The organism is Curtobacterium sp. 9128 (assembly GCF_007673775.1).
Lineage (GTDB): Bacteria > Actinomycetota > Actinomycetes > Actinomycetales > Microbacteriaceae > Curtobacterium.
Genome location: NZ_VEAF01000001.1, coordinates 468,274 through 487,801, shown reverse-complemented (window position 1 = coordinate 487,801; position 19,528 = coordinate 468,274). Strand labels below are relative to the sequence as shown.

Annotated in this window: 17 protein-coding genes and 2 tRNA genes; 12 read left to right on the top strand and 7 right to left on the bottom strand. The window is 71.1% G+C overall.

Going from position 1 to position 19,528, the window contains the following annotated elements; all coding sequences use genetic code 11:
• From FS641_RS02315 to FS641_RS02290, 6 genes are all read left to right on the top strand, one after another.
• The gene (locus tag FS641_RS02315) at nucleotides 1-999 is read left to right on the top strand and encodes an ABC transporter permease (protein WP_144759263.1); all 999 of its coding nucleotides are present in this window, start codon (nucleotides 1-3) and stop codon (nucleotides 997-999) included.
• Entirely contained in the window at nucleotides 996-2,690 is a 1,695-nt protein-coding gene (locus tag FS641_RS02310) for an ABC transporter ATP-binding protein (RefSeq protein WP_144759260.1), read from the top strand. The genes FS641_RS02315 and FS641_RS02310 overlap by 4 nt, the downstream gene beginning before the upstream one ends.
• Before the next feature lie 141 nt (nucleotides 2,691-2,831).
• Nucleotides 2,832-3,794 carry an ATP-binding cassette domain-containing protein gene (locus tag FS641_RS02305; protein ID WP_222122033.1) on the top strand — a complete coding sequence of 321 codons (963 nt, stop codon included), beginning with the start codon at nucleotides 2,832-2,834 and terminating at the stop codon, nucleotides 3,792-3,794.
• Nucleotides 3,791-4,786, top strand: a complete 996-nt coding sequence (locus tag FS641_RS02300; protein WP_144759257.1) for a D-isomer specific 2-hydroxyacid dehydrogenase family protein — start codon at nucleotides 3,791-3,793, stop codon at nucleotides 4,784-4,786. Before FS641_RS02305 ends, FS641_RS02300 begins: the two co-directional genes overlap by 4 nt.
• A gap of 118 nt (nucleotides 4,787-4,904) precedes the next feature.
• Nucleotides 4,905-4,977, top strand: a tRNA-Asn gene (locus FS641_RS02295).
• A 161-nt stretch (nucleotides 4,978-5,138) separates the two neighbouring features.
• Nucleotides 5,139-5,699, top strand: coding sequence for a hypothetical protein (locus FS641_RS02290; protein WP_144759254.1), 561 nt, complete (start codon nucleotides 5,139-5,141; stop codon nucleotides 5,697-5,699).
• Nucleotides 5,700-5,812: 113 nt separating this feature from the next.
• Here FS641_RS02290 and def read toward each other — a convergent pair whose 3' ends face one another.
• Nucleotides 5,813-6,388: a peptide deformylase gene (def, locus tag FS641_RS02285; protein WP_144759251.1), complete on the bottom strand. Its 576-nt coding sequence runs from the start codon at nucleotides 6,386-6,388 to the stop codon at nucleotides 5,813-5,815.
• 39 nt (nucleotides 6,389-6,427) lie between these two features.
• On the opposite strand from def, the gene FS641_RS02280 reads away from it, so the two are divergent.
• The 6 genes from FS641_RS02280 to FS641_RS02255 all read left to right on the top strand — a co-directional run bounded on the left by FS641_RS02280 (nucleotide 6,428) and on the right by FS641_RS02255 (nucleotide 11,456).
• The gene (locus FS641_RS02280; RefSeq protein ID WP_186317536.1) at nucleotides 6,428-7,342 is read left to right on the top strand and encodes a multidrug DMT transporter permease; all 915 of its coding nucleotides are present in this window, start codon (nucleotides 6,428-6,430) and stop codon (nucleotides 7,340-7,342) included.
• Between the two features lie 159 nt (nucleotides 7,343-7,501).
• Nucleotides 7,502-8,704 (top strand): glycosyltransferase, encoded by a 1,203-nt coding sequence (locus FS641_RS02275; RefSeq protein ID WP_313957789.1) that lies wholly within the window; start codon nucleotides 7,502-7,504, stop codon nucleotides 8,702-8,704.
• A tRNA-Ile gene (locus FS641_RS02270) sits at nucleotides 8,695-8,769 on the top strand. The genes FS641_RS02275 and FS641_RS02270 overlap by 10 nt, the downstream gene beginning before the upstream one ends.
• Before the next feature lie 138 nt (nucleotides 8,770-8,907).
• Nucleotides 8,908-10,011 carry an AI-2E family transporter gene (locus FS641_RS02265; protein WP_144759248.1) on the top strand — a complete coding sequence of 368 codons (1,104 nt, stop codon included), beginning with the start codon at nucleotides 8,908-8,910 and terminating at the stop codon, nucleotides 10,009-10,011.
• Nucleotides 10,008-10,811, top strand: coding sequence for a DUF1684 domain-containing protein (locus FS641_RS02260; RefSeq protein WP_144759246.1), 804 nt, complete (start codon nucleotides 10,008-10,010; stop codon nucleotides 10,809-10,811). Before FS641_RS02265 ends, FS641_RS02260 begins: the two co-directional genes overlap by 4 nt.
• Before the next feature lie 144 nt (nucleotides 10,812-10,955).
• Complete coding sequence (locus FS641_RS02255; protein WP_144759243.1) at nucleotides 10,956-11,456, top strand: DUF3145 domain-containing protein; 501 nt, start codon at nucleotides 10,956-10,958, stop codon at nucleotides 11,454-11,456.
• A gap of 146 nt (nucleotides 11,457-11,602) precedes the next feature.
• On the opposite strand, the gene FS641_RS02250 is transcribed toward FS641_RS02255, so the two are convergent.
• The 6 genes from FS641_RS02250 to aceE form a co-directional block, all read right to left on the bottom strand.
• Nucleotides 11,603-12,847, bottom strand: a complete 1,245-nt coding sequence (locus FS641_RS02250; RefSeq protein ID WP_144759241.1) for a beta-ketoacyl synthase — start codon at nucleotides 12,845-12,847, stop codon at nucleotides 11,603-11,605.
• Nucleotides 12,848-12,940: 93 nt separating this feature from the next.
• Nucleotides 12,941-13,189, bottom strand: coding sequence for an acyl carrier protein (locus tag FS641_RS02245; protein WP_071275967.1), 249 nt, complete (start codon nucleotides 13,187-13,189; stop codon nucleotides 12,941-12,943).
• Between the two features lie 93 nt (nucleotides 13,190-13,282).
• Nucleotides 13,283-14,314, bottom strand: coding sequence for a beta-ketoacyl-ACP synthase III (locus FS641_RS02240; RefSeq protein WP_144759239.1), 1,032 nt, complete (start codon nucleotides 14,312-14,314; stop codon nucleotides 13,283-13,285).
• Complete coding sequence (locus FS641_RS02235) at nucleotides 14,311-15,240, bottom strand: ACP S-malonyltransferase (protein WP_144759237.1); 930 nt, start codon at nucleotides 15,238-15,240, stop codon at nucleotides 14,311-14,313. The genes FS641_RS02240 and FS641_RS02235 overlap by 4 nt, the downstream gene beginning before the upstream one ends.
• 214 nt (nucleotides 15,241-15,454) lie before the next feature.
• Entirely contained in the window at nucleotides 15,455-16,681 is a 1,227-nt protein-coding gene (locus FS641_RS02230) for a CdaR family transcriptional regulator (RefSeq protein WP_144759235.1), read from the bottom strand.
• An 8-nt stretch (nucleotides 16,682-16,689) separates the two neighbouring features.
• The gene (aceE, locus tag FS641_RS02225) at nucleotides 16,690-19,437 is read right to left on the bottom strand and encodes a pyruvate dehydrogenase (acetyl-transferring), homodimeric type (protein WP_144759233.1); all 2,748 of its coding nucleotides are present in this window, start codon (nucleotides 19,435-19,437) and stop codon (nucleotides 16,690-16,692) included.
• Between the last annotated feature and the right edge of the window lie 91 nt (nucleotides 19,438-19,528).

Below are 19,528 nucleotides of genomic sequence, written 5' to 3'. Positions count from 1 at the left end.
ATGACCGACTCGTCCCTCGTCGACCGCCACGAGCCGCTCTGGAAGCGCCTGCCCGTCGTCGTCCAGCTCCGCCGCAGCACCGGCTGGCAGCGCGCCATGCTCATCACCGGCGTCGTCATCTGTGCCGTGTACCTGCTGGTCGCGGTCTTCGCACCGCTCATCGCCCCGTACGGCTTCGGCCAGCTGCAGTCCGCGGACGGCGCGAGCTTCCCCCGCACCGGTGCGCCGAGCCCCGAGCACATCTGGGGCACCACCGTCGGCGGCTTCGACGTGTTCAGCCGCGTCGTGTTCGGCGCCCGCACCGCGGTGCTCGTCGTCATCGTCGCCGTGGTCGTGTCGATCATCGTCGGCGTCCTGCTCGGCATGGTCTCCGGGTACATCGGCGGCTGGCTCGACCGGATCCTGGTCGTCGTCGCGGACGCGATCTACGCGTTCCCGTCGCTGCTGCTCGCGATCGTGGTCTCGATCGTCGTCTCCGGGGGCAACTCGAGCTACTACGGCGGCATCACGGCCGCGGCGATCTCGATCACCGTGGTCTACGTCCCGCAGTACTTCCGCGTGGTGCGCGCGGAGGCGGTCCGGCTGAAGAACGACGCCTTCGTGGAGTCCGCCCGGGTGATCGGTTCGAACCCGTGGCGGATCATGACGCGCCACGTGCTCCGCAACTCGACGCGCAGCCTGCCGCTCATCCTCACCCTGAACGCGAGTGACGCGATCCTCACGCTCGCCGGACTCGGGTTCCTCGGGTTCGGCATCGGCCCGACCGCCGGTGCCGAGTGGGGCTACGACCTCAGCCGTGCGCTGTCCGACGTCGCATCCGGCGTCTGGTGGACCGGCGTCTACCCGGGTGTCGCGATCGTGGTGCTCGTCCTCGGCGTCACCTTCGTCGGCGAGAGCCTCAACGACATCTCCGATCCCCGCCTGCGTGCGCGCCGGCGACTCAAGCAGCTGGTCTCCACGCGTGACTCGGCGACCGCAGCGGAAGGGGCAGCAGCATGACCGACGCGACCGACAGCCTCCAGTCAGCACGGAACGAGCCGGTGGTCGTCGTCGACGACCTCACGGTCACCTTCGCCACCGACGGCGGCGCCGTCGACGCGGTGAAGGGCGTCAGCATCGACGTCCGACCCGGCGAGGTGCTCGCCCTGGTCGGCGAGTCCGGTTCCGGCAAGTCCGTGACGGCGCGCAGCATGCTGCGCCTCATGCCGGAGACCGCGACGCTCGGCGGCGCGGTGATGCTCGACGGCACCGACGTCGTGTCCGTCGGGGCGCAGCGTCTCCGCGAACTCCGCGGGACCGCCGGCGCGATGGTGTTCCAGGAGCCCTCGACGGCCCTGAACCCGGTCTTCACGGTCGGGTGGCAGATCGCCGAGGGCCTCCGCGCCCACGGCGGCATGTCCAAGAAGGAGGCCCGCGCGAAGGCGATCGACTACCTGCGCCGCGTCGGCATCCCCGACCCCGAGGTCCGGGTCGACCACTACCCGCACCAGTTCTCCGGCGGGCAGAAGCAGCGTGTCGTGATCGCGAGCGCGCTGGCGCTCGAACCGAGCGTGATCATCGCGGACGAGCCGACCACCGCGCTCGACGTGACGGTCCAGGCCGAGATCCTCGACCTGCTGCGCCGCTGCCGCGACGAGTTCGGGGCCGCGATCGTGATCATCACGCACAACATGGGCGTGGTGGCGGACCTCGCGGACCGCGTCGCCGTCATGTACCAGGGCGAGATCGTCGAGGAGGCGCCGGTCGCCGAGCTCTTCAGCGCCCCGCAGGCCGACTACACGAAGCGCCTGCTCGCGGCGGTGCCCCGGCTCGAGGCGAGCACCGGCGTCGCCCGCCGCGCGATCATCGCCGAGGACGTCGAACCCGTCGTCGAGGCGCGGGCCCTCGAGATCGAGTACCCGGGTCGCCTCGGGTCACCCGCGTTCCGGGCGGTCAAGGGCGTCGACCTGGCGATCCGACCCGGCGAGGTCCTCGGCCTGGTGGGGGAGTCGGGTTCGGGCAAGACCACGATCGGGCGGGCCATCGCCGGGCTGACGAAGGTCACCGGCGGATCGCTCAGGGTCCTCGGGACCGAGATGCTCGGGTACCGCGAGCGGGACTTCAAGCGGCTGCGGAAGGACATCGGGTTCGTCTTCCAGGACCCGGCGACGTCGTTCAACCCGCTGTTGACGATCGCCGAGTGCGTCGCCGAGCCGCTCATCGTGCACGGGGTGGCGTCGTCGCCGCGTGCGGCCCGGAAGCAGGTCGACGAGCTCATGGAGGCCGTGCAGCTCCCGGCGGCGTACGGCGACCGGTACCCGCACGAGCTGTCCGGTGGGCAGCGCCAGCGCGCGTCCCTCGCCCGGTCACTGGCGCTGCGGCCGAAGCTCCTCATCGCGGACGAGCCGACCAGTGCGCTCGACGTGTCGGTGCAGGCGCGCGTGCTGGAGCTCTTCCTCGAGCTGCAGCAGGACTTCGGCTTCGCGTCGTTGTTCATCAGCCACGACCTGGCGGTCGTCGGCGCCCTGTCCGACCGGATCGCGGTGCTGTACCGGGGCGACCTGGTCGAGACCGGGACCACGGCCGAGGTGCTCGGCGCCCCGCAGCACCCCTACACGCAGCGCCTGCTGGCGTCGCTCCCGGTGCCGGACCCGGCGGAGCAGGCGGAGCGACGGCGTACGCTGGAGCAACTGGAGCACGTCGGGTCCTGACCCGGCCGACCGTCCTGGAGGCCCGACCAGCGTCGACGACGCGGGTCGCGCCTCCAGTCGGTGGTCTCCACTGCACCACGTACGATGCGCGGCCGCGTTCCGTCCGCGCTGTGCCGCCAGGGGCGGCGCGGAAGGGGTTCCATGATCGGGGTCAACGGACCTGCGGTGGTCGCTGACGACGTCTCCATCGAGTACCGCGTGCCGGGTGCCCGGCCGATCCGGGCGGTCGACGGCGTCAGCCTGACCGTCCGCAGCGGGGAGATCCTGGCGCTCCTGGGGGAGTCCGGGTCCGGCAAGTCGACGTTCGCCGCGACCATCGCCGGCCAGTTCGGCGCGCGCGGCGAGGGCGAGGGCGCGCAGCGCCGCCACATCGTCGGCGGTGAGCTCACGGTGCTCGGGCAGAAGACCCGCGGCCTGCGGGCGTCCTCCCGGCGCTTCGCCCGACTCACCGGACGGATCGGCTACCTCGCGCAGGACGCCGCCGACCGTCTCAGCCCCGACCTGACCGTGGGTGAGGCCATCGCCGAACCCATCTACGCCCGCGACCGACGGTTCGACCGGAAGGCGGCGGGACTGATCGTCGCGCGACTCGTCGACGCCGTACACCTGCCGCTCGGCGTCATGCGCCTCAACACGTGGGAGCTCTCGAGCGGGCAGCGGCAGCGGGTCGCCCTCGCACAGGCACTCGTGCTCGAACCGCAGCTCCTCGTCGCCGACCAGCCCGCCCGCGGTGTCGACGTGCTCGTCCGGCAGTCCGTGCTCGAGGCACTGGCGAGCCTGCAGCAGGGCCGGCAGTTCTCCGCGGTCGTCGTGTCGAGCGACCTCCGCGAAGCCCGTGCGCTTGCGGACCGGGTGGCCGTGATGAGCGAGGGGCGCCTGGTGGGACTCGGCACCTTCGACGAGGTGCTCGACAGCCCCGTCGACCCCTACGTCAAGACCCTCGCCGCGACCGCCGCTCGGCCGGTCAAGCGACGACCTGGCGGTGCTGCCGGCACCGGTGCGGCGGGTTCCGCTGCTGCCGGTGGGCCGCGTCGGTCCTCGGCGCCGCGGCGACCCGCCGCCGCCGGGGCCGGACCCCGCACCGATCGACAGGAGAACGCGTGACGAACCGTGGCCACCGTGCCGTGCTGACCGACCAGGGAGCGCCGCTGCCGGTGGCCCCACCGGAGCCGGGGCCCGTCGCGGTCCTGCCGGACCCGCGGGACCTGCACGTCGCCGCCGTGTCCGACGCCGGTGGGACGGTCGGACCACTCGGTGCCGACACCCGCGGGATCGTCTGGCTCGACGCACGGGACGCCGACGGGCTCGCATCCGCGCTCCGGACGGCTCCCGACGTCCGCTGGGTGCAGCTGCCGTTCGCCGGCGTCGACGCGTTCGCGCACCTCATCGCCGAGCACGGCGACCGCGTCCTGTTCACCTCGGCCAAGGGCGCCTACGCGGAGCCGGTCGCGGAGCACGCCCTCGCGCTGACCCTCGCGACGCTGCGGGTGCTGCCCGAGCGTGCACGTGCGACGTCCTGGGCGACGGAGCAGGAGGGCGTGTCCCTGTACGGGCGGTCGGTGCTCGTGGTCGGTGCCGGCGGGATCGCGCTCGAGTACCTGCGGCTGCTCGCCCCGTTCGAGGTCGACGTCACCGTCGTCCGGCGCTCGAGCACGCCGGTCCCCGGGGCGTCGCGCACCGTGACGACGGACCACCTCGACGCTGTTCTGCCGTCCGCCGACGTCGTGATGATCGCGGCCGCGATGACCTCCGACACGGCGAAGCTCTTCGGTCCGGCGCAGTTCGCGCTCATGCGACCGACCGCCCGGCTCGTGAACGTCGCCCGCGGTGGGCTCGTCGACACCGACGCGCTGGTCGAGGCACTCCGGACCGGGCAGATCGGCGGTGCCGGTGTGGACGTGACCGACCCGGAGCCGCTGCCGGACGGACACCCGCTGTGGACGACGCCGGGCGCGGTCGTCACGCCGCACCAGGCCGACACGCCGGAGATGGTCGCGCCGCTGCTCGCCGAGCGCGTCGGTGCGAACGTCCGCGCGTTCCTGTCCGGTTCCGGGACCGGCTTCGTGGGGGTCGTGGACCCGGCCGCCGGGTACTGATCGGCCAGTCGCCGATGGGCGGCACGCCCGGGGTGCGTGTCCGATGCGCGGTGCGCGGGCGTTGTCCTGCTATGCTGTTACCCGTTGTCCAGACCGGTCCGACCGAGACGGCAACTGATCCTCGATAGCTCAATTGGCAGAGCAGCCGGCTGTTAACCGGCAGGTTGTTGGTTCGAGTCCAACTCGGGGAGCGTCAGGCCCTCACCCTTCGGGGTGGGGGCCTCTTCGTCGTCCGGGTGGCGCTGGTGTCCGTCGGCCGGTCGATCGTCGGCGTGGTCCGCCGTCGGCGTGGTCCGCCGTCGCCGTGCGGATCGTCAGCGTCCTCGGAACGGCAAGCTGTTAGCGTTCACAGGTGCGCCGTCCCCGTCGAGTCGATCCCGCTGCCGGCGGGCTCCTCGGCCTGGGTCTCCGCGGCGTCCGATCGCGCTTCGGCCTGAGTACCGCACTCGGGGCCGTCGTCGTCGCGGTGCTCGCCGGCTGCACCGCCGGGGCCGCGCCGGAACCGGACGCGTCCGTGGACCGCGCGCCGACGTCGGCGGTGGACGAGACCGGCGGGGCTCCGATCGTCTTCGCCTTCGTGTGCGAGGGGGGTCCGGGCGGCGAACGACCGGACGGTTCGGCCACCTACACGACGTACGCGGCCGTGTGGGCGGACGAGCGGACCCACTGTCGCGCCGAGCGGGTCACGGGGACGACAGCCTCGTCGCAGCAGCGGGCCGCCGTCGAGGCTGCGGCCGGGAACGCCTCGCTCGAGGACCTCGCGGCGACGTGCGCGGTGTCCGGGACGGCTCCGTGGACGACGCCGATCGGTTCCGCGGCGGAGGCGGCGGCAGCGGCGGGCCTGGCGCTGTACTGCCCGGGGCACCCGGAGATGGAGCACCTGCGGGAGGCGATCGCGGCCTACCGGGGGTGAGGCGGGCCTCCAAGCCGGTGCACCAGGCCGGGCGTGCTGGTCGGGCTGGGCCGGATGTGCTGGTCGGGCCGGGTGTGCTGGTCGCGCCGGGCCGGGCCGGACGTGCCGCTGTCTCAGCCCTCGGGGTGGTCGCGACCGGGCAGCCACGTCTTGCCGGGGACGCCCCAGCTCTGCTTCCTGACCGACTTCACGGACTGCTTGAACCACGGGTGCGACAGCCGGTCCGCGTAGAGGACGCCGTCGAGGTGGTCGTACTCGTGCTGGAAGATCCGGGCGAGCCAGCCGTGCGCCTCGATCTCGAACGGCGCACCGTGCTCGTCGAAGGCCCGGAGCAGGGCACCCTCGCTCCGCCGGAGCGGGAAGCGGTCACCCGGGATCGAGAGGCACCCCTCGGACTCCTCGTCCTCGTCGAGTTCCTCCACGGACTCGGGCTCGGCCGGCGTGATCCACAGGACGGGGTTCACCGCTGCGCCGCGCCAGAGCACCCCGTCATCATCGGTCCATGAGTACACGAACAGCCGCTTGCCGACACCGACCTGCGGACCCGCGAGCCCGACGCCCGGCGCCAGGTCCATCGTCGCGAACATGTCCGCCACCAGGGTGCGGAGGTCGTCGTCGAAGTCGGTGACCTCGTCGGCGCGGGTGTGCAGGACGGGTTCACCGGTGATCCGGATCGGGAGGACGGCCATTCCCCCAGGTTATCGGGAGCGGTCCTATACCCTCGACGCGTGACGCCGGATCTCCAGCTGCCAGCGGCAGTGAGCAACCTGACGCCCTTCCAGGCGCTGATGATCCCGGTCGCCCTGATCGGGGCGGTGTTCCTGTCGCTCGGAGCGCAGTTCCAGGCCCGCGGGGTGAAGCGCGTCGAGGCGAAGCTCGGCAAACAGTCGAAGGGGCTCAGCCTCGGGCACGTGATGGCCCTGCTCGGCAGCGGGTACTGGGTGCTCGGGACGCTGATGCTCGGCATCGCAGTGGTCCTGCAGCTGATCAGCATCACGAACGCGCCGCTCATCGTGGTGCAGCCGCTCGGTGCTGTGGCGCTCGTCATCACGACGTGGTTCTCGTCGCGGTCGTCCGGCATCCCGCTCGGGCAGCGTGCACGTCGCGCGGTGTGGACCTGCATCATCGGTGTCGGCATCTTCGTCGCGATCGCGGCCTTCGTCGGTCGCGAGAGCGCGATCACCCGGGGGCAGCTCGTCACCGTGCTCGTCGTCCTGGCGGTCGTGCTCGTCCTCGTGCTGCTGTCCTTCCGGATCGTCGCGAAGCACAAGAACGCGCTGTACTACATCATCGGTGCCGGTGTGCTCTACGGCTTCGTGGCGACCCTGGCGAAGGTGGCGCTGAACCGGTTCGTCAACCACTCCTTCGACTGGCTCACCGTCCTGGCCATCGTCGGTGTGGTCGTGGCGGCGTCGCTCGGCGGGTACTTCGTGCAGAACGCGTACTCGACGGGCTCCGCCGACCTCGTCATCGCCGGGCTGACCGTGGTCGACCCCATCGTCGCCGTCGGGATCGGCGTGATCGTCCTCGGCGAAGCCGCCGGGGCACCGGTCGGTGCCGTGATCTGGTTCGTGGTCGCCGCGGCGATCGCCGTGACCGGGGTGTTCATGCTCGCGAAGTACCACCCGGAAGCGCGACGCTGACACCCTGCCGACGGTGTCCTCCGCAGGGACCAGGACGGTCAGCCGCGCGGCGGACGAGCCGTCGCAGCGGCGTACGGTAGCGTTTCAGACCCAGACCCACCCCGGTCCGACGGAACACCGACGGACCGGTCGAAGGCCCAGGAGAGGACGACGCCCGCCGTGTCAGGAGACGCCACCCCCACCGGACGCCCGCTGCGCATCCTCATGGCAGCGGACACCTTCGCGCCGGACGTGAACGGCGCAGCGACCTTCACCGAGCAGCTCGCCGTCGGACTCGCCGAACGCGGCCACGAGGTCCACATCATCGCGCCGGCCGCCGGCCGTCACCACGGCACCTACGAGGAAGAGCACCACGGCGTCATGCTCGTCGTGCACCGGCTGCCGTCGTACAAGTGGCCGCTCCACGCCTGGCTGCGCTTCGCGTGGCCGTGGACGGTCCGGAAGCACGTCGCGCCGATCATCGACGCGCTGCGGCCCGACGTGGTCCACATCCAGTCGCACATCATCATCGGCCGCGGCGTCGCCCGCGAAGCCCACGACCGTGGCATCCGGGTCATCGCGACGAACCACTTCATGCCCGAGAACCTGCTCGAGTACACGCCCTTCGGACGCTTCACGCTGCCGATCGCGCTGAAGATCGCGTGGAACGACGCCGCACAGACCTACCGCCGGGCCGACGTGATCACCACGCCGACGAACCTCGCCGCGGACTACCTGCGCCAGGCGATCGCCGGGCAGCGGGTGCTGGCGATCTCGTGCGGCATCGACGCCTCCCGCTACGTCGCCCGCGAAGGTCGCCCGGCGGTCAACGACATCGTCTTCGTCGGCCGGGTGGCCCCCGAGAAGAACCTCGACGTCCTCTTCCGTGCGCTGCCGCTGCTGCCCGCCGAGCTGCTCGCCCGCATCACGATCGTCGGCGACGGCGAGATGATCCCGAAGCTCACCACGCTCGCGAAGGAGCTCGGCATCGAGGACCGGGTCACGTTCCTCGGCTTCGTCACGGACGAGGTGAAGTTCCGGACCCTGACGAACGCCACGGTCTTCGCGATGCCGTCGACCGCCGAGCTGCAGAGCATCGCTTCCCTCGAGGCGATGGCCTCGGGCCTCCCCGTCGTCGTGGCGAACTCGATGGCGCTCCCGCACCTCGTCGACGGCAACGGGTACCTGTTCGAGCCGGGGTCGGAGCAGGACCTCGCCGAGAAGCTCCAGGCGGTCCTCACCGCATCCGACGAGGACTACGTCGCGATGCGGAAGCGCAGCCTGGCGATGATCGAGGCACACGACATCAACCGCACCCTCTCGACGTTCGAGTCGCTGTATCGTGGGGAGCGGGTGGCCTCGGCCGCCGACGAGGGGCGGTAGCCAAGCTGGTCAAGGCAGTCTGCTCATAACGGAACGATCCGCGGGTTCGAGTCCCGCCCGCCCCACGTAGCAAGATCGGCCCGCCCAGGGAGTGGACCGCGCTGGATGACGAGCGCGCACCCCGGCGCGGGTCCCAGCAGATCCGAAAGGCGGGCTCGGCCCACGTGCACCTCCCAACTCGCAAGCGGCGTCAGGACGACGCCGTGACCCAGGACCACGGCCCGACGCCGAACGTCACGTTCGACTCGTCCGGCTCCAACACCGGTGTCCGTGTCAACGCCTTCCGCATCGGCTTCATGGGCGGCATCGGCGTCCTCGTCGCGCTGCTCGCCGGCGCGCTCATCGGTCAGCTGTCGACCGTGCTCGTCTACATCGGCGTCGCACTCTTCATCGCACTCGGCCTCGACCCGCTCGTCACCTTCCTCGAGCGGTACGTCCCGCGGTGGGCAGCGATCCTCGCGGTCGTCGTCGTCGTCCTCGGGGCCTTCGTCGGCATCGTCTTCGCGGTCGTGCCGATCGTCGTCACGCAGGCCACCAACCTGGTGCAGAACTTCCCCGACATCGTCGAGGACATCTCCAGGCAGCAGTGGGTGCAGGACCTGTCGAAGCAGCTCTCCGGAGCGTTCGACCTCGGCCACGCGCTGCAGTCGGTGCAGTCCTTCGCCGAGGACCCCGGCAACCTGCTGAGCCTCGGCGGCGGGATCCTGGCGGTCGGCTCGGGCATCCTGTCGGGTCTGACGGGCGTGCTCATCGTCCTGATCCTGATGCTGTACTTCCTGGCGTCGATGCGCAGCATGAAGAGCATGCTGTACCGCTTCGTCCCGGCGTCCCGCCGCGAGAACTTCCGCGAGGTCAGCGAAGAGGTCACCTCGTCGGTCGGCCGCTACGTGGTCGGGCAGATCACCCAGGCCGCGACCAACGGCATCCTCAGCCTGGTCTGGCTGCTCATCATCGGCGCACCGCTCCCGGTGCTCCTGGCGACCTTCGCCTTCATGGGATCGCTGATCCCGCTCGTCGGCACCCTCGGGGCGGCCGTGGTGATCTCGCTGCTCTGCCTGTTCGCGTCACCGGCGACCGCCCTGGCCGCGGCGATCTACTACCTCGTCTACATGCAGGTGGAGTCGTACGTGATCTCTCCGCGCATCATGTCCCGCGCCGTGCAGGTCCCCGGAGCCCTCGTCGTCATCGCCGCGGTCGCCGGCGCCACGATCGGCGGAGTCCTCGGTGCCCTCGTCGCCGTCCCGATCGCCGCGTCGGTCATCATCATCGTGCAGAAGGTCATCTACCCCCGCCAGGAGCAGGCATGACCGAGGAACGTTCGCCGCGGGACCGCTGGGCGGTCAGCCCGCGCGGTCCGCTCGCACTCGTGAACGCCCAGCGGGTCGACCATCCACAGACGGTCTGGCCGGTCCCGGGGTCGTGGGCCCCGGCCGTCGGCGGTCTCACCGTGACGGCCGCAGCCGAGGACGGCGTGCTCGTCGACGGTGTCCCCGTGGACGGGAGCGTCCTGGTGGCCGGTGACGACGCCGTCGTGCCGTCCACCGTCGCGTTCCCGGACGGCTTCGCCGGCACCGTCGCCGGGCACACCCTGCGTGTGTGGGATCCGGCATCCGAGGCGATCGCCCGCTTCGGACGCATCGACCGGTTCCCGCGGTCGTCGGCGTGGGTCGCTCCGGGTCGCTTCCGTCCCGCGGCGGACGTCGTCGGCCTGGAGGCTCGTGGCACCGTCCTCGACGCCGCCGGCGATCCGCTCGTGGTCGCCGGGACGATCGCGACGCGTGTCGGTGGCGTGGAGACGGAGCTCCTCGCGGTCCGTTCGGCGCCGTTCGGCGGTTCGGCGCGGCTGCAGCTCATCGTCCAGGACGGCACCGCCGCGCTGCCCGAGGACGACGCCGAGAGCAGCTACTCGATGGGCCGGTTCCTGTTCGTCGCAGACCCGGGCCAGCCGTCCGACGTCGAGCTCGACTGGAACGAACTCGTCCTGCCGCCGTGCGCGTTCTCCTACCAGTACGCGTGCCCGATCCCGCCGCCGGAGAACCGCACGACCGTGCGGATCACGGCGGGGGAGCGGCACCCGCTCGATCGGGACGGCGCCGTCTTCCACTGATCCTGCCCGCGTCCTTGCCGTTCCCAGCGGGGACGCTGCATAATGGGCGTGTCTGCAAGGACATCACAATCGGATATCGATGGTTCCAGCCACGAGATCCTCCGCAGGTCGATGGGGAAGTCGCACCTGATGATCGGAGGAACCATGACCGGGACTGCGTCAGGAGTGCTCTACGTGCACTCCTCTCCTCGCGCGCTCTGCCCCCATGTCGAATGGGCAGCAGGTCGCGCCATGAGTCGCGCCGTGAACTTCTCCTGGCTGGATCAGCCGGCGCAGGACGGGTCGCGTCGGACCGAGTACACCTGGACCGGTGCCGTCGGGACGGGTGCCGCGATCGCGTCTGCCCTCCGCGGCTGGGAGCACCTCCGCTACGAGGTGACCGAGGAACCCACGGCGGACTCCGACGGCGGCCGGTGGATGCACACGCCGGACCTCGGCGTCTTCTACGCGCAGACCGACGTCACGGGCAACATGGTCATCCCCGAGGACCGCGTGCGCTACGCCATGGAGGTCGCCGGCAGCAACGCCCTCGAACTCCACCGTGAACTCCGGCTCGCGCTCGGGCAGGCCTGGGACGACGAACTCGAGCCCTTCCGGCACGCCGCCGAGGGCAATCCCGTCGTCTGGCTGCACCGCGTCGGTTGACCCGCGTCGGTTGACCCGCGGCGGCGCAGGGCGGCGGACGGACGCTTCGCCGACCGGCCAGCGGACGGACGGACGTCCGGGCGCGACCACGGGACGGACGGAGGCCCGCCCCGCTGACGCGGGACGGGCCTCCAGGCCGAGCGGTGTCAGACCGAGCGGAACGCGACGACGGCGTTGTGGCCGCCGAAGCCGAACGAGTTGCTGACCGCGAGCAGGTCACCGGCGGGCAGTTCGCGCGGCGCGGTCGCGACGTCCATGACGATCTCCGGGTCCTGCTCGGTGAGGTTGATCGTCGGCGGGGCCACGCGGTTGTGCAGCGCGAGCACCGTGAACATCGCCTCGATCGCACCGGCACCGCCGAGCAGGTGCCCGGTCGAGGCCTTCGTGGCGGAGACCACGACGGAGTCGAGGTGGTCACCGAAGACCCGACGCATCGCGTGGTACTCCGCGATGTCGCCCACCGGCGTCGACGTGGCGTGCGCGTTGACGTGGACGACGTCGTCGCGGGAGGCGCCGGCGTGCTCGAGCGCCGTCAGGACGGCACGGGCGGCCGCGCTGCCCTCCGGGTCCGGAGCGGTGATGTGGAACGCGTCCGAGGTGATGCCGGCGCCGGCGATCTCCGCGTAGATCTTCGCGCCGCGGGCCTCGGCGTGCTCCTTCGTCTCGAGGATGAGGGCAGCGGCCCCGTCGGCGAGCACGAAGCCGTCGCGCGTGACGTCGTAGGGGCGCGATGCGGTCTCGGGGGAGTCGTTCCGACGCGACAGGGCCTGCATCGCGGCGAAGGACGCGAGCGGCATCGGGTGCAGGGCGGCTTCGGCGCCACCCGCGATCACGATGTCGGCTTCGCCGGTGGCGACGTGCCGGTAGGCCTCGGCGAGCGACTCGGTGGACGAGGCGCATGCGGAGAGGTACGTGCGGGCACCACCACGGGCGCCGAACTCCATCTCGATCGCCGCCGCCGGGCCGTTCGCCATGAGCATCGGCACCGTCATCGGCAGGACGCGACGCGGACCCTTCTCGCGGAGGGTGTCCCAGGCGTCGAGCAGCGTGTTCACGCCGCCGATCCCGGTCGCCCAGTCGACGATGAGGCGCTCGGGCACGACGGTCTCGTCGTCGATGCCGGCGTCGGCCCATGCCTCGCGCGCCGCGATGAGGGACAGCTGCGACGACGGGTCGAACCGCTTGGTCTCCGGGCGGGTGAGCTGGTCGGTGATGAAGTTCCGCGCCTGGCCGGCGAACTCGACGGGGAGTTCGAGCTCGGCGTAGCGCGGGTCCTCGATCCTGGTGATGCCGGACTTGCCCGCGAGCAGGGCGTCCCAGGTCTCCGAGGCGGTCGCGGCGAGAGGGGTGATCGCACCGATCCCGGTGACGACGACGGTCTTGTTGGTCATGGAACGACTTGTTTCTTCCGAGGTGGACGAGAAGAGCGCCGCGGCCCGTGACCGGAAGGGTCGAGCCGGACCACGGCGCTCAGGAAGGACGTGTCAGGCCTGGGCCTTGACGATGAAGTCGACAGCGTCCCCGACGGTCTTGAGGTTCTTGACCTCTTCGTCCGGGATCTTCACGTCGAACTTCTCTTCGGCGTTGACGACGATGGTCATCATCGAGATCGAGTCGATGTCGAGGTCGTCGGTGAACGACTTGTCGGACTGCACGGTGTCGGTCGCGATGCCGGTCTCGTCGTTGATCAGCTCGGCCAGGCCGGCGAGGACTTCTTCGTTGGACAGGGCCATGATGGTGTCTCCTTGAGGGGGGTGTCGTTTGACCGTGGACCAGCCTAGGGCACGGGGTGGTTCCGTGCCTGCAGCCGGGGGGACTGGGAAGTGCTAGGGGAGGACGACCACCTGTGCGCCGAACACGAGTCCGGCGCCGAACCCGATCTGCAGGGCGAGGCCGCCCGACAGCTCGGGGTGCTCGTCGAGCAGGCGGTGCGTGGCGAGCGGGATGCTCGCGGCCGAGGTGTTGCCGGTGGTCGTGATGTCGCGGGCGATCATCACGGAGTCGGGGATGCCGAGCTGCTTGGCGAACTCGTCGATGATGCGGATGTTCGCCTGGTGCGGCACGAACGCGGCGAGCTGGTCGGGACGGACCCCGGCGGCCTCGAGCGCCTCGCGGGCGACCTTGACCATCTCCCAGACGGCCCAGCGGAACACGGTCTGACCGGCCTGCCGTATCGTCGGCCGCGCGGCCCCCGCTTCCCACTCGTTGAAGGTGGCGGTCATGCCGATCGCGTCCCACTTGGAGCCGTCGGAGCCCCAGATGGTCGGCGCGATGCCGGGGAAGTCACTCGGGCCGACGATCGCCGCGCCCGCTCCGTCGCCGAGCAGGAACGAGATCGACCGGTCCGTCGGGTCGACGATGTCGCTGAGCTTCTCGGCGCCGACGACCAGCACGTGGTCGGCGATGCCGGACTTGACGAACGAGTCCGCCTGGGCGATGCCGTAGGCGTAGCCGGCGCACGCGGCGCTGATGTCGTACGCGGCCGCGGGCGTGGCCCCGATGCGCTCGGCGAGGAGCGACGCCATCGACGGGGTCGCCACGGTGTGGGTCACGGTGCTGACCAGCACGACGCCGATCTGCTCCGGGGCGATGCCGGCCTTCGCGATCGCCTCGAGGGCGGCCTCCTCGGCGAGGTCGACGGCCTCGACGTCGGCCCCGGCGCGCATGCGCGTCACGATGCCGGTGCGCTGGCGGATCCACTCGTCCGACGAGTCGATCGGCCCGACGAGGTCGTCGTTCGGGACGGTGTTCGCGCCACGGGCTGCGCCGAAGGCGAGGATGCGGCTGAACTCGTGCCCGCGGCGCTGCGCGAGGACGGGACGGACGGCGGGCTCGTCGTGCGTGGACACGTCGGTCATGCGGACACCTCCGAGGTGCTGAGGAGCTCGATCGCGGCCGGCAGGTCCTCGGGGGTCTTGATCGCGACCGACGGCGTGCCGCGCATGCCGCGCTTGGCGAGTCCGACGAGCGCCCCTGCGGGAGCGAGCTCGATGATCCCGGTGACCCCGGCCTCCTGGAAGGAGGTCATGACGGCGTCCCAGTGCACCGGACTGGCGATCTGGGCGACCATCAGGTCCACGAACCGGCGGCCGTCGTCGACACGTGACCCGTCGGCGTTCGTCCAGATGGGCAGCGTCGGGTCGGCCACCGCTGCTGCGGCGGCGACGGGCGCGACGCGCTCGACCGCCGGGGCCATGTACCGGGTGTGGAAGGCACCCGCCACCGCGAGCGGCACGACCCTGGCCTTGGCCGGCGGGTCGGCGGCGAGGGCGGCGATCGCGTCGGCGGCACCGGCGACGACGGTCTGGCCGCCGCCGTTGTGGTTCGCGGCGACGAGACCCGTGGCCTCGAGTGCGCTGGCCAGCTCGTCCGGGTCGCCGCCGAGGACGGCAGCCATCGAGGTCGGCTCGAGCGCGGCGGCGTCGGCCATGGCGCGACCGCGGGCGGCGACGAGGGAGACGGCGTCGGTCGGCTGCAGCACCCCGGCGACCGCTGCGGCGGTGAACTCACCGACCGAGTGCCCGGCCACACCGCCGACGAGCGAGCGGCGGCCGTCGGCCAGGAGTGCGTCCGCGGTGACGAGACCGGCGGCGACGATGAGCGGCTGGGCGAGCGCGGTGTCCTTGATCGTGTCCGCGTCGGAGTCGGTGCCGTGCAGGGCGAGGTCCACGCCGATCGCTTCGGACCACTGCCCGACGCGTTCGCGGACGGCGGCGTCCTCGAGCCATGGGGCGAGGAAGCCGGGGGTCTGGGAGCCCTGTCCGGGCGCGACGACGACGATCACCGGACAATCCTGACGGCAGCGGGGCGCGGGGCCCGTGTGGACACCCGACACGAAACGCTACGGGACATTGTGGAACCCCTACCGTCCGTGTGGTCTCGCGGGGAGGAGGTCACCGGCGACCGACGCGGCGACGGCGTGTCGTGGTCATCGGCGACCGACGCGGCGACGGCGTGTCGTGGTCATCGGTGACCGACGCGGCGACGGCGTGTCGTGGTCATCGGCGACCGACGCGGCGACGACCGGAGGCCGATTCCGACATCGCACCGAGGATGAGCGCCGACTGCACGATGAGGGCGTCTCGGGCGTGGGTGGCGTCCCAGCCGATGATGTCGGCCACACGGCGGAGGCGGTAGCGCACCGTGTTCGGGTGGACGAAGAGCTCGCGGGCGGTCGCCTCGAGCGACCGTCCGGTGTCGAGGTAGCACCAGAGCGTCTGGAGCAGCTCGGTGGACTGGTCCTTCAGCGGCACGTAGATGCGCTGCACGAGGGCGGATCGGGCCAGCGGGTCGCCGGCCAGGGCACGCTCGGGCAGCAGGTCGTCCGCGAGTGCCGGGCGGGGAGCGCCGCGCCAGGCCCGGGCGACGGCGAACCCGGCGAGGGCGGCCTTCGCCGAGGTGGACGCGTCGACGACACCGGGGACCTCGTTGCCGAGCACCAGGTGCCCCTCGCCGAACATCGGCTCGAGGGACTGCGCGATGGCCATGAACGAGACCGGTTCCTCGCCCTCGGGGACGTCGTCCCGCGGGGTCGAGCGGCCGATGACGACCACGAGCCGGGAGCCCTGCACGCCGATGAGGACGTCGGCGTCCATGTGGCGCGCCGTCCGACGGACCTGGTCGACCTCGAGCTGCTTCGGTGCCGTGCCGACGAGCACCGCGACCTCGCCGTGCCCGTGCCAGCCGAGCGCGGCGATCCGGGACGGCAGCTCGTCGTCGTACTCCCCGGACAGGATCGAGTCGACCACGAGCGCCTCGAGCCGGGCGTCCCACAGCCCACGGGCCTCGGCCGCTCGGGCGTAGACGTCGGCGGCCGCGAAGGCGATGTCCCGCGAGTACTTCAGGATCGCCTCCTGCAGCATCTCGTCGTCCTTGGCGCGTTCCTCGACCACGGTGACCACGACGCGGATGAGCTGCAGGGTCTGCTGCAGGCTCACCGAGCGCAGGAGCTCCCGCGGAGCGGACCCGAAGACGTCGGCGGCGGCGATCCACGGCGTCGACGCGCTGCCCTCGAGCCACGAGATGAACGAGGTGATGCCGGCCTGCGCGACCATCCCGACCGCCGAACGGCGCCCGGGAGGCATCTCGCTGTACCAGGGGAGGGTGTCCTCGAGCCGCTTGATCGTGGCGGTCGAGAGCTCGCCCGACACCTGCCGGAGCCAGGAGAGCGCGCGTTCGCGATCGCTCTCCCGGCTCGCGGCGGTGGCGGTGCGGGGTGTCGTCACAGGCGAGGTCAGCTCTCGCCGCCGGCCGAGCCGGTGGTCCCGGCGGTGACGTCGTGCAGCCGGTACTTGTCGATCGCCTGCTGCACGAGCGCGGCGTCGACCTTGCCCTGCTTCGCGAGCTGCTGCAGCGTCCGCACGACGACCGACGGGCCGTCGATGTGGAAGAAACGGCGTGCCGCGGGGCGGGTGTCCGAGAAGCCGAAGCCGTCGGCGCCGAGCGTGGCGTAGTCCGTCGGCACGAACGGGCGGATCTGCTCCTGCACCTGGTGCATGAAGTCGCTCACGGCGACGACCGGCCCCTCGGTGCCGAGCAGGCGCTCGGTGACGTACGGCGTGCGGGGCTGGTCGCCCGGGTTGAGGAACGCGTGCTGCTCCGCGGCGAGACCGTCACGGTAGAGCTCACCCCAGCTCGTGACGCTCCAGACGTCGGCGGAGACGCCCCAGTCGGACGCCAGCAGCTCCTGCGCCTCGAGGATCCACGGCACCGCGACACCCGACGCGAGCAGCTGGGCCTTCGGGCCGTCGTGCTCGCTCGGCTTGAGCAGGTACATGCCCTTGACGATCCCGTCGACGTCGACGCCCTCGGGCTCGGCCGGCTGCACGATCGGCTCGTTGTACACCGTCAGGTAGTACATGACGTTCGGGTCGTCGTGCTTCGGCGAGCCGTCCTCGTCCGTGCCGTACATCCGGTCGAGGCCGGCCTGCACGATGTGCCCGATCTCGTAGCCGTACGCGGGGTCGTAGGACACGACCGCCGGGTTGGTCGTCGCGAGGAGCAACGAGTGCCCGTCGGCGTGCTGCAGGCCCTCACCGGTCAGGGTGGTGCGACCGGCGGTGGCGCCGATCATGAACCCACGGGTCATCTGGTCGCCGGCGGCCCAGATCGCGTCGCCGGTGCGCTGGAACCCGAACATCGAGTAGAAGACGTAGACCGGGATGAGCGGCTCGCCCTGCGTCGAGTACGAGGTACCGACGGCGGTGAACGCGGCCAGGGCTCCGGCCTCGTTGATGCCGACGTGGATGATCTGGCCCTGGGGGCTCTCCTTGTAGGCCAGCAGCAGCTCGCGGTCGACCGACGTGTAGTGCTGCCCGTTCGGGTTGTAGATCTTCGCCGTCGGGAAGTACGCGTCCATGCCGAAGGTGCGCGCCTCGTCCGGGATGATCGGGACCACGCGGTCGCCGAAGTCCGGGGAGCGGAGCAGGTCCTTCAGCAGCCGGGCGAACGCCATGGTCGTGGCGATCTCCTGCTTGCCGGAGCCCTTCTTGACGACCTGGTACTTGGCGTCGTCGGGGAGGGTGATCGACGTGTACTTCGTCCGGCGCTCCGGGACGTACCCGCCGAGCGCGCGACGGCGCTCGTGCATGTACTGGATCGCCTCGTCGTCGTTTCCCGGGTGGTAGTACGGCGGCGTGTAGGGGTTCTCCTCGAGCTGCGCGTCGGAGATCGGGATGCGCATCTCGTCGCGGAACTGCTTGAGGTTGTCGAGCGTGAGCTTCTTCATCTGGTGGGTCGCGTTGCGGCCCTCGAAGCTCGGGCCGAGGCCGTAGCCCTTGACGGTCTTCGCGAGGATGACCGTCGGCTGCCCCTTGTGCTCGGTCGCCGCCTTGAACGCCGCGTAGACCTTGCGGTAGTCGTGACCGCCGCGCTTGAGGTTCCAGATCTGGTCGTCGGTGTAGTCCTCGACCAGCGCGAGCGCCTTCGGGTCGCGCCCGAAGAAGTTCTCGCGGACGTACGCGCCGTTCTCGGCCTTGTACGTCTGGTAGTCGCCGTCCGGCGTCTGGTTCATGAGGTTGAGCAGGGCGCCCTCGGTGTCGCGGGCGAGCAGGTCGTCCCACTCGCGGCCCCACACGACCTTGATGACGTTCCACCCGGCGCCGCGGAAGAAGGCCTCGAGCTCCTGGATGATCTTGCCGTTGCCGCGGACCGGGCCGTCGAGGCGCTGGAGGTTGCAGTTGATGACGAAGTTGAGGTTGTCGAGCCCGTCGTTCGCCGCGACCTGCAGCTGCCCGCGGGACTCGACCTCGTCCATCTCGCCGTCGCCGAGGAAGGCCCAGACCTGCTGGTCGGAGGCGTCCTTGATGCCGCGGTTCGAGAGGTACTTGGCCTGCTGGGCCTGGTAGATCGCGTTGATCGGGCCGATGCCCATCGACACGGTCGGGAACTGCCAGAAGTGCGGCATGAGTCGCGGGTGCGGGTACGACGACAGACCGCCGCCCGCGTGCGACTTCTCCTGGCGGAACCCGTCGAGCTGGTCCTCGCTGAGACGCCCCTCCATGAAGGCGCGGGCGTACATGCCGGGGGAGGCGTGGCCCTGGAAGAAGACCTGGTCGCCGCCGGACGGGTGGTCCTGCGCGCGGAAGAAGTGGTTGTAGCCGACCTCGTACATGGCGGCGCTCGACGCGTACGTCGAGATGTGCCCGCCGACCGCGATGCCCGGCCGCTGTGCGCGGTGCACCGTGATCGCCGCGTTCCACCGGATCCACCGGCGGTAGCGGCGCTCGAGTTCCTCGTTGCCGGGGAACTCCGGCTCGTCCTCGGGCGCGATCGTGTTGACGTAGTCCGTCGTCGGGACCATCGGCACGCCGAGGTGCAGCTCGTTCGAGCGCTTCAGCAGGCTCTGCATGATCTCGCGGGCCCGCTGGTGGCCGTGCGTCGCGACGAGGCCGTCGAGCGACTCACGCCACTCTGCGGTCTCCTCGGGGTCCTGGTCGGTCCCTGCTGCAGTGCTGCGCGGGTCCTGGTCGTTCACCGTCACCCTTGACCTCGGTTCGTTCTCGTGGTGGTGGACATGGTGGCGCACCGGTCGGTCGGGTCACGACCAGCGGTGGGGCCGACCCCACTCTAGG